This window comes from Streptomyces sp. NRRL S-495, from assembly GCF_000966955.1.
GTDB classification, from domain to species: Bacteria; Actinomycetota; Actinomycetes; order Streptomycetales; family Streptomycetaceae; genus Kitasatospora; species Kitasatospora purpeofusca.
Genome location: NZ_JZWY01000868.1, coordinates 1 through 9,810 on the forward strand (window position 1 = coordinate 1; position 9,810 = coordinate 9,810).

At 71.5% G+C, this 9,810-nt stretch carries 11 protein-coding genes; 5 read left to right on the forward strand and 6 right to left on the reverse strand.

Annotated elements, in window-relative coordinates; genetic code table 11:
• Positions 1–38: 38 nt before the first annotated feature.
• The 5 genes from VR45_RS35170 to VR45_RS35190 form a co-directional block, all read right to left on the reverse strand.
• Entirely contained in the window at positions 39–461 is a 423-nt protein-coding gene (locus VR45_RS35170) for an SHOCT domain-containing protein (protein WP_045943981.1), read from the reverse strand.
• A 137-nt stretch (positions 462–598) separates the two neighbouring features.
• Complete coding sequence (locus tag VR45_RS35175; protein WP_078897196.1) at positions 599–1,321, reverse strand: NUDIX hydrolase; 723 nt, start codon at positions 1,319–1,321, stop codon at positions 599–601.
• Positions 1,318–2,478 carry a type III polyketide synthase gene (locus VR45_RS35180; RefSeq protein ID WP_107084368.1) on the reverse strand — a complete coding sequence of 387 codons (1,161 nt, stop codon included), beginning with the start codon at positions 2,476–2,478 and terminating at the stop codon, positions 1,318–1,320. Before VR45_RS35180 ends, VR45_RS35175 begins: the two co-directional genes overlap by 4 nt.
• 76 nt (positions 2,479–2,554) lie before the next feature.
• On the reverse strand, positions 2,555–3,763 hold the full coding sequence (locus tag VR45_RS35185) for a cytochrome P450 (protein ID WP_234326466.1): 1,209 nt from the start codon (positions 3,761–3,763) through the stop codon (positions 2,555–2,557).
• A 239-nt stretch (positions 3,764–4,002) separates the two neighbouring features.
• On the reverse strand, positions 4,003–4,626 hold the full coding sequence (locus tag VR45_RS35190) for a TetR/AcrR family transcriptional regulator (protein ID WP_045943982.1): 624 nt from the start codon (positions 4,624–4,626) through the stop codon (positions 4,003–4,005).
• Positions 4,627–4,765: 139 nt separating this feature from the next.
• Between VR45_RS35190 and VR45_RS35195 the strand changes: the two genes are divergently transcribed.
• The 3 genes from VR45_RS35195 (at position 4,766) to VR45_RS35205 (ending at position 7,620) form a co-directional block, all read left to right on the forward strand.
• Complete coding sequence (locus tag VR45_RS35195; RefSeq protein WP_045943983.1) at positions 4,766–5,596, forward strand: SDR family oxidoreductase; 831 nt, start codon at positions 4,766–4,768, stop codon at positions 5,594–5,596.
• 108 nt (positions 5,597–5,704) lie between these two features.
• Entirely contained in the window at positions 5,705–6,031 is a 327-nt protein-coding gene (locus tag VR45_RS35200) for a hypothetical protein (RefSeq protein ID WP_045943984.1), read from the forward strand.
• Positions 6,032–6,315: 284 nt separating this feature from the next.
• Complete coding sequence (locus VR45_RS35205) at positions 6,316–7,620, forward strand: GNAT family N-acetyltransferase (protein ID WP_078897194.1); 1,305 nt, start codon at positions 6,316–6,318, stop codon at positions 7,618–7,620.
• On the opposite strand, the gene cutA is transcribed toward VR45_RS35205, so the two are convergent.
• Entirely contained in the window at positions 7,508–7,837 is a 330-nt protein-coding gene (gene cutA, locus VR45_RS35210) for a divalent-cation tolerance protein CutA (protein ID WP_045943985.1), read from the reverse strand. The two genes, VR45_RS35205 and cutA, sit on opposite strands and share 113 nt — an antisense overlap.
• A gap of 119 nt (positions 7,838–7,956) precedes the next feature.
• Between cutA and VR45_RS35215 the strand changes: the two genes are divergently transcribed.
• Together VR45_RS35215 and VR45_RS35220 are read left to right on the forward strand one after the other, a co-directional pair.
• On the forward strand, positions 7,957–8,403 hold the full coding sequence (locus VR45_RS35215; RefSeq protein ID WP_045943986.1) for a nitroreductase family deazaflavin-dependent oxidoreductase: 447 nt from the start codon (positions 7,957–7,959) through the stop codon (positions 8,401–8,403).
• Positions 8,404–9,045: 642 nt separating this feature from the next.
• A partial coding sequence (locus VR45_RS35220; protein ID WP_045943987.1) for a restriction endonuclease occupies positions 9,046–9,810 on the forward strand: 765 nt, incomplete at its 3' end.

Sequence of the window (9,810 nt, forward strand, 5' to 3'; positions counted from 1 at the left end):
ACGCGCGTCCACCGGCCACCACGCGGGCCGTACCGGGCTCAGACCAGCAGCTTGTCCTTGGCCCGCTGGTACTCCTCCTCGGAGATGGACCCGTTGGCCTTGAGTTCGGCGAGCTTCGCCAGGTCGTCGACGTGGCTGCGGCCCGTGCCCGCGTCCCCGGTGCCGCCCTCGCCGGGGGTGCCGGCCGCGTCCCGGATGTACGCCTTGAACGCGGCGTCGGCCTTCTGGGCCTGGGCGACATCGCGTTCCCCCATGCTCTTGCCGCGCACGATCACGTACACCAGCACGCCGATCAGTGGCAGCAGGATCACCAGGATCATCCAGCCGGCCTTGGCCCAGCCGCCCATGTCGTGGCTGCGGAAGATGTCCGTGATGATCTTGAACAGCAGGAAGAACCAGAGGATCCAGAGGAACAGCTCCAGCATCGTCCAGAAGATGTTGAGCAGCGGGTAGTTGTCCATGACGGCTCCCGTCGGTGCGGGCCCGATAAGGACCCGAGTCCCTTCGAGTCATATCACCGCGAATCGGGCGCCGTGCTGCCGTACTGAGCCATTCCGGTGACCTTCGGGACGCCGCCCGGCGAGCCTACGGGCTCGGCTCAGCGCGGTCGCGACCGCAGCTCCACCGCCAGTGCGATCAGCTCGCCCCACCAGGCGTCGTGGCCGTCCAGCAGCAGCCGCCGGGCCTCGTCCGGCTCCACCGCCCGCACCTCGACGACCTGCTCGCCGTCGTCCGGGTTGGTCGGCATCGAGTCCACCGCCACGTCGGCCCAGCCCCAGAGCCACGCCTTCTCGGGGTGCGGCTGCCACGGCCGGTAGGGCACCGGGTCGTCGGTCACGCAGCGGTGCGCCCCCAGCCAGACCGGGTCGCCGAGCAGCCGGGCCCCGGCCTCCTCGCGCAGCTCGCGGACCAGGCAGGAGTCCACGGACTCGTTGTGCTCGCGGGTGCCGCCGGGCAGGAACCAGTGGTTCCGGTCGTCGCGGCAGAGCACCACCCGGTCGCCCTCGGTGAAGCCCACCAGGTGGATGTTGGTGACCAGCTCGTCCGGCGGCAGGACGGTCGAGAACTGCGCGTCGTAGCGGCCCCAGGCCCAGTACTGCGGGGCGTGCAGGGCGGGGAAGAGCGCGGCCAGCTCGGTGGCCCGGGACGCGTCACCGGGCCGGGGCGGTCTGGGGATCAACGGCGCCCCGGCCGCCCCGCCCGCCCCGGCCGTATCGGTGACAGCGGTGACATCGGTGGCAGCGGCGACATCAGTGGCGTCGGTGGCATCGGCCGCCCCGGCCGCATCGGTGGCATGGCTGGCATCGGTGGTATCGGTCATTCGGTGATCGTAGTCCCGGCCGGACGCAGCAGGGGGGTGGTCTGGTGAGCCAGGGTCAGCTCTGCGGCGTCGATCGCCCGGGGCCGGCGCGGGACCTTCGCCTCCAGTGGCTGCCGCACCCAACTGCCCAGCGAGATCTCGGCGGTGATGCCCGGACCGAAGCCCGCGATCAACCCCTGGGTGCCGTCCTCGACCCCGCCCTCCTCGAACATCCGGGCCAGCGCGTCGAAGACCACGGCGCTGGCGATGTTGCCGCGCTCGGTGAGCGTGGCCCGGGAGAACCGGAACGCGGCCGGCTCCAGGTTGAGGAAGCGGCAGAGGTCGTCGAGGATCCGCGGACCGCCCGCGTGCACGATGTAGAAGCCGAGGCCGGAGACGTCCCAGGCGTGGTCGGTGGCCAGGGCGCGCAGGGCGGGCGCGAGCATCTCCATGGTGCCGGGCACGCGCTTGTCGAGCTGGAAGTGGAAGCCGGTGTCCTTGACCCCGTAGGAGATCCAGTGCTCGGTGTCGGGGACGAGGTGCGAGCCGTTCCGCTCCAGGTGGACGCCGGTGCCGCCGTGGCCGCGCAGCACGACGGCGGCGATCGCGTCGCCGAACAGCCCGTTGGAGAGCAGCGAGCCGACGCCGAGGTCGGTGGGCTGGTAGCAGAGCGAGCAGAACTCGCAGGCGACGATGAGCACATTGGCGCCGGGGTAGGCGCGGCAGAAGTCGTGCGCCCGGTTGACTGCGGCGCCGCCGGCCGCGCAGCCGAGCTGGGCGATCGGCAACTGGCGGGTGTCGGAGCGGAACCCCATGCTGTTGATCAGCCAGGCGGTCAGCGAGGGCATCATGAAGCCGGTGCAGGACACATAGAGGATCAGGTCGATGTCCTGGGCGGTGAGGTCGGCGTGGCCGAGGGCGCGCTCGACCACCTCGGGGACGCGGCGTTTGGCCTCCCGCTCGTAGACGGCGTTGCGTGTGGTGAAACCGGGGTGCCGGAGGGTCTCCTCGATGGGCTGGACCAGGTGCCTGGTTTGCACCCCGGTGTTCTCGATCAGCCGCAGGGCGAGCCCGAGTTGCGGGTGGTCGGCGTGCAGGGTGCGCGCCAGGTCGAGGGTCTCGTCGAGCGTGATGACGTGCTCGGGGACGGCGACGGCGGGGCGGCAGAGAGTTGGCATGGCGGGGTTCTCCGATGGGCAGGTGGCCTGTGGGCAGGGCTCCTGCGGGCAGGTGGCCTGCGGCTGGGGGCGGTCGTCACCAGGCGACGGGCAGGGTCCGCGGGTAGCGCCAGATCGAGCCGGTCCGCCAGTCCAGCGCCTCCGGCGGCACGGCGAGCCGGAGCCCGGGGAACCGGTTCAGCAGGGTGCCGATGGCCACCTGGAGCTCCATCCGGGCCAGATGGGAGCCGAGGCAGTGGTGGGTGCCGTAGCCGAAGGTCATATGGGTGGGGGCGCCCCGGTCGAGGTCGAGCTCGTCGGGCCGCTCGTACACCGCCGGGTCGCGGTTGGCGGCCAGGTAGGAGACGTGCACCGGCTCGCCGGCCCGGATCAGCACGCCGCCGAGCTCGACGTCCTCGGTGGCGACCCGGGCGATTCCCACGCCCTGGCGGAACGGGATGAAGCGGAGCAGCTCCTCCAGGGCGCGCGGCAGCATCTCGGGCTGGGCGCGGAGCTTGGCGAGCTGTTCGGGGTGGGTGAGCAGGGTGTAGGTGATGTTGGACAGCTCGTAGGTACTGGTGTCGTGGCCGGTGACCAGCAGGACCATGGCCATCACGGCGAGTTCGTCGTCGTCCAGCAGCTCCTCGCCGTCGCGGGCGGTGGCGAGGGCGCTGATGAGGTCCTCGCCGGGATCGCGGCGGCGGGCGGCGGTGAGCTCGGCGAAGTAGGCGCGCAGCGCGGTCTTGGCGTTGACCTGGCCGGCGCCGCTGTTCGGCCCCATCGCCATCATCGCGACGGCGTGGCCGCGGAGTTCGGTGCGGTCCTCGGCGGGGATGTCGAGCAGCTCGCAGATGGTGGTGAGCGGGAGCCGGGCGGAGAGGTGGGCGACGAGGTCGGCGGGCGCACCGTGCTCGGTCATCTCGTCGAGGTAGCCGTCGACGACGCGCTGGGTGTGCGCGCGCATCCGCTCGACCTGGCGGTTGGTGAACCCCTGGGCGACGAGGCGGCGCAGCCGGTTGTGGGCCGGCGGGTCCATGAGGTTGATCGACTCGACCTGGGCGATCGGGGCGGGCGTCATCCGGGGCAGGTCCCGGCCGATGCCCGCGGCGCGGCTGAACCGGCGGTCGGTGGTGACCACGCGGACGTCCTCGTAACGGGTGGCCAGCCAGGCCTCGCCCTCGCCGTGCGGCAGGCGGATTCTGGCGATCGGCTCCTCGGTGAGCAGTCGCTTGAGGAGAGGGTCGAACTCCAGACCGTCGGTGTGGTTGAAGGGGCAGTCCCACACGGATGCGGAGGAGGGAGTCACGGGCTGATCCAGGGGCCGGTTCTGCCGCCCGACCGGGGTCGTTCGGGCGCGGACGTGCTGATGTTCCCCCATCCGGCGGCGAATATGGCGTCATGGGCGATCTTTCCCTCGATCGAGGGAGATAGACGATTGTCATGCGATATGGGCGAGTTGGGGGCGCGGGGCGACGTTCGGACCGTCTGCGAGAAGGCCGGGCCGGACAGCGGTGACGACGCCCTGAAGGCCGCGGCCCGCGTCCGTCAGCGCGCCGGGCGCGGGCCGACGCCGTGGAGCACGGTGTCGACGATCAGGGCGGCCAGGGTGTCGGGGTCGGGGGCGGTGGCCGTTTCCGCGGCCGTGGTGCGGCCTGCCCCCGCGATGGCCGGCTCCCCGTGCAGGACCTCGCCGATGAGGGCGTAGTAGACCCGCCGCACCCACTCCAGGTCGGCGCCCGCGGCGATCACCCCCTGATCCTGGATCCGGCCGAGCAGTTCGACGCAGCGGCGGGCGATCTCCTCGTGGATCCGGGCGGCCGCCTCGCTCCCTGCGGCCGCCGGTCCGAGGGCGAAGCCCCAGGCCGCCTTCACCCGCAGCACATTGGCCGTCGCCCGGTGCAGGGCGACCAGCGGCGGCGCGGTCTCCGGGTGCCCGTCCTCGATCGCCTCGGCGAGCTTGGCCGCCGCCTCCACCGCCAGCGCGTCGACCAGGGCCTGCCGGTTGGCGAAGCGGCGGTGGACGGTGGTGCGGGTGACGCCGGCGGCCTCCGCGATCTGCTCCATGGTCGCGCCCGGGTGCTCGGCCAGGACGCGTTCGGCCGCCGCGAGGATCGCGCGGACGCTGCGTTCGGCGTCGGCGCGCAGCGGGCGCCCGGGGGTGCGGTTCATCTGTGTGCCTCCAGCTCTGCCGTACCCGGGAACGGTACAGCGGGGGATCGGCTTGCCCACTAACTGAAACATGAGTGTTGCAGATCATCGATTATCCGATACTCTCGTGTTACAGATAGCGAGACAAGGGAGCACCCCCGTGCGCACTGCCACCACTGCTCTGATCACCGGCGCGTCCTCCGGCCTCGGTGCCGAGTTCGCCGCCCAGCTCGCGGCGCGCGGCCACGACCTCGTCCTGGTCGCCCGCTCCGCCGACCGCCTGCACGACCTCGCCAAGCGCCTCGGCGAGGCCCACGGCGTCACCGCCCACGTCCTGGTCCAGGACCTCTCCGCCCCCGACGCCGCCCGCCGCGTCGGCGCCGAACTCGCCGACCGGGGCCTCACCGTCGACCTGCTGGTCAACAACGCCGGCTTCGGCACCTGCGGCCCGTTCGAGACCATCGACGGGCAGCGAGACCACGACCAGCTGATGGTCAACGTGGTCGCGCTCGTCGACCTCACCCACGAACTGCTGCCCGGCATGCTCGCGCGCGGCGGCGGCGCGGTGGTCAACGTGTCCTCCACGGCGAGCTTCCAGCCCACCCCGTACCTCGCCGTCTACGGCGCCTCGAAGACCTTCGTGCTCAACTTCAGCCTCGCGCTGCGCCAGGAGTACCGGCGGCGCGGCATCCGCGTCCTGGCGTTCTGCCCCGGGCCGGTGGAGACCGAGTTCTTCAACGTCATCGGCACCCGGAAGGCCGCCGTCACGGGCAGCTTCGCCACCCCCGGGCCGGTCGTCCGGGCGGCGCTCCGGGCCCTCGACGCCGACCGCGCCTACGTCGTCCCGGGTTTCGCCAACCAGCTCAGCGCCCACCTCACCCCGCGCCGCCCGCGCACCATGGTCGCCGCGATAGCCGAACGCCTCACGCGTGGCGTCCGCGATGCCATGGCCGGCGGCAGCCGTAACCCGAGCGGCGAGCGGGTGGCCTGAACGGGTGATCTTCCACCTCGATCGAGTGCACAGCGCGTGCAAGGGCGTGCAGTTGGGGAATCGACGCCGCGTCGGACGTTCCGGCACCGTTGAATACAAGGAACCACCATGCGCCTTCGCAACTCCCTGGTCGCCGCCGCCGGGGCCCTGCTGATCACCCTTGCCGTACCGAACTCCGCCCACGCCGCCACCGGTGACTTCCTCTACAAGGTCGGCCCCGGAGTCCCGGCCGGGATCGCCGACCCCGAGAGCCGCCAGTGCATCAACCTGTTCGGTGCCACCGAGGACCACCCGGCCTTCGCGCCGGAGAACTTCACCACCTCCACGGCCACGGTCTTCCTCGACTTCAACTGCGACGGCGACACCTACTACGTCATGAACCCGGGCAAGAAGCTCGGCAACCGTCTGAAGCTCCGCTCGGTGATCTTCAGCTGACCGACCCGCCCCACCCCTCGGCCCGCCACCCCCGGCGGGCCGAGGGCTCCAGCACGGACCCTGACACCCACCCCTCCCGACCCGTACAACTCCCGGCAGTACGGGTCACGGTCGGTCCGCATGCAAGGAAGCTGTTCATTGACGGTTGTTCGGTAGCGGCCGGACCGGGGAGGTGGGGGATGTCGAGGGGGTAATTCGCTTGACCTGGGGTGTTGGGGCGGATGCACTGTGGCTGGGCGCGCCGCGGGAGGTGGTGCGGACGAACCGGGGAGGCCGCAGTACCGATGGAGATTCGTGCCACGACCGAGCAGGACCGCGAGGCGTTCGTCGCCACCATGCACTCGGCGTTCGGGCTGTTCCCCGGCACCACCACCGAGGACGGCGGCGGGGCCTGGTGGTCGGCGTTCGAGCTGGATCGAGGGCTGGTCGCCGTGGCGGACGACGGGCGGCCCGTCGGTACCGCCGCCGCTTACACCTTCGAGCTCACCCTGCCCGGGGGCGCCGTCGTCCCGGTCTCCGGAGTCACCGCCGTCGGCGTCGCGCCCACGCACCGGCGTCGGGGTGCGCTGACCGCGATGATGCGGCGCCAGCTCGCGGACGTCCGGGAGCGCGGCGAGTTCCTCTCGGTGCTGCTGGCCTCGGAGGCCGTGATCTACCGCCGCTTCGGCTACGGGCCGGCGACCTGGACCAACCGGCTGACCATGCCGCGCCGACGGGCCGACCTCATCACCCCGAGGGCGGGCGGCGAGGACACCGGCACGGTCGAGCTGCTGCGGAGCGACGACTGCCAGGAGATCCTGGCGGACGTCTACGACCGCTACCGCCGCGCCCAGCCCGGGGCCCTCTCCCGCCCGCACCGCTGGTGGGCCCTGCGGGCCGGTCAGCCCCCCATCTCCCCGGCACCGCGCTACATCGTGCTGCACCGCGACGCCGCCGGCGTCCCGGACGGCTATGCCAGCTACGCGCTGGGCGACCTCGACCGCGTGAGCAAGACGAGCATCCTGACCGTGGACGAGGTCATCGCCCTCGACGACGAGGTGTTCACAACGCTGGCCCGGACCGTACTCGGCCACGACCTGATCGGCCAGGTCGTGTTCAAGCACGTCCCGGCCTGGCACCCGCTGCGGTGGCAGCTGGAGGACATCCGCAGCGGCGAGACGAGCGCCGAGGAGGACTGGCTCTGGGTGCGGCTGCTGGACGTGCCGCGCGCCCTGGCCGCACGCGGCTGGATCGCGGACGGGGAGCTGGTGCTCGATGTCGACGACGTGTTCCTGGGCGAGCGCAACCGCTACCTGCTGACCGTCCGGGACGGCAAGGCGGAGTGCGAGGCGACCGATCGGGAGCCGGACCTGAGCCTGGGCGTGTCCGACCTGGGCTCGATCTACCTCGGCGGCGCCGCTCCGAGCACCCTGGTCCGCGCCGGCCGCATCCAGGCCCACCGCTCCGCAGTCGGAGCGGCGGGCCGTCAGGTGGGGCTCAACCCTGCTGGGCCGTCTCCGCCCGCACCCAGTCCAGGTATGCGGCGCTGCCCGCCACCACCGGCACGGCGACCACCTCGGGGGTGTCGTAGTCGTGCCGTTCGCCGATGAACTTCACCAGGGCGTCCGCCAGTTCGGCGCGCGTCTTGAAGTCGATCCGCCACTCGGCCGCGTCCTGGACCTCGCCGTCCCACCAGTACACGGACTGGATCCGGTACACCTGCGCGCACGCCGCGAGCCGCGCCCGGACGACGTCCGCCGCCAGGGTGCGGGCCTTCGCCTCCTCGTCGTGGGTGGTGGTCACCACGAGAAGCTCACTGTCGTTCATTGCCATGAGGGGAGAGCCTAACCACGGAGCGGTGCGCCGGGGGGCACCGGAGCCTCGCACTCGATAGGCTTCTCGACCGAGATATCCCTTCTTCACGACGCGACGACGGAGTGAACGCGATGCCTCTTGAGGGCGAGTACGGGCCGAGTCCGGCGCAGTGGATCCGTGACCAGGTCGAGCTGTACGAGAGTTCGGGCGGCACCCAGGGAACGACGCTCTGGGACACGGGTCTGCCGGTCGTCATCGTCACGATGCGCGGCGCGAAGAGCGGCAAGCTCCGCAAGATCCCGGTGATGCGCGTGGAGCACGAGGGGCGGTACGCGGCCGTGGCCTCGAAGGGCGGCTTCCCGGAGCACCCGGTCTGGTACTTCAACCTCAAGTCCGACCCGCACGTGGAGCTCCAGGACGGGCCCGTGCGCCAGGAGATGACGGCCCGCGAGGTCACCGGGGACGAGAAGGCCGAGTGGTGGGCGCGCGCCGTCGCCGCGTACCCGGCGTACGCCGAGTACCAGGAGAAGACCGACCGCGTGATTCCGGTCTTCGTGCTGGAGCCCGGGCGCGGGTAGGGCCCGGCGCCGGCCGGGTCACCTCATACGGCGCGCTTCGAGGAGGTAGGTGAAGGCGGTGTTGCGCTTGGCCGGGGCCGCGAAGCCGGACGCGACCTGCGAGAAGGCGAGGAGTGTCCCTATGAGGTCGCTCTGACGCAGGGTCCAGACGGCGCCCGCGCCTCCGAGCGCCAGCGAGACCAGCGGTCGGCCCCACCCGCGGCGGGCCTGCCGTAGGGCGGCGGCCTGGTCGGCGAGCGACTCGGAGCGGTCGCGCAGCAGTCGCTCCCGGTCGGCCGGAGCGCCGACCCCTTCGAGCTCATGGACGAACGTCCGCAGCTCGCGGGCGTAGGCCCGGTAGTGGATGCCGTGCTCGTGGGCTCTTCATCCGCCCCACGGAGGCGTCGTCCCAGATCCAGCCCGGGTAGTAGTGCGCCAGCTCCAGCGGTGCGCCCTCGGTGCTCATTCGCCCAGTCTGGCAGCGGGCCGTGATCGCGCGGAGGCGATCGGTGGATTTGCCCGCGCCGATCCGAACGACAGAGTCCGCGTACGGCGGTAACCTACTCACTTACCCAGCGGGGGATGTGCCCAAGCCGTCCTGAAGTCGCCATTTCTGACACGCACCTGACGAAACGTCAGCCATGTGCGTTCGAGGGAGTACCTATGTCCCGGAGCCGCAAGCTCCACCGTCTCAGCAACCCCGACGCCAACGAGCGCCGCGCCCAGCGGATGCTGTTCCGGCACCTCCGCGACGACACCAATGCGAACCGCGGCCGGATGGCGCGGCGGGTGCGAGAGCTCCAACTCCTGCTGGAGATGGACCCGATCGAGTTCGAGCAGCTGATAGCCCGGCTGATGGAGTCGATGGGCATGAAGGTCGAGCTGACCGCCCGGTCGAAGGACGGCGGGGTGGACGTGCGCGGCATCGACAGCGACCCGTTCCGGGGCGGGAACGTGATCGTGCAGGTCAAGCGCTACCGGGACACGGTGACCCCGTCGGTCGTGCGGGACCTCTTCGGCACGCTCCAGCACGACCGGGCGGCCACCAAGGCCGTGCTCGTCACCACCAGCAAGTTCGGGCCGAGCTCGCACCAGTTCGTCTCCGGCAAGCCGATCACGCTGATCAACGGCTCCGAGCTGGTCGGCCTGCTCAAGCACCACGGCTTCCACGAGATGTTCGCGCCGGCCTACGCGAGTGCCGTGGACGATCCGGCCGGCGGGTCGGCCGCGGGTGCGCCCGCGATCGAGGTGGCGGCCGAGCCCGCCCGCCTCCTGCTGCACTGGACGGGGGAGGAGGAGTACGACATCGCCGCCCTGGTCTGCCAGGGCAACCGTGCGCTCTCCGACGACCACCTCGTCTTCTACAACAACGCCTCCACGCCGGACGGTTCGGTCCGGCTCGTCACCGGCTACGACGACGCCAACGCC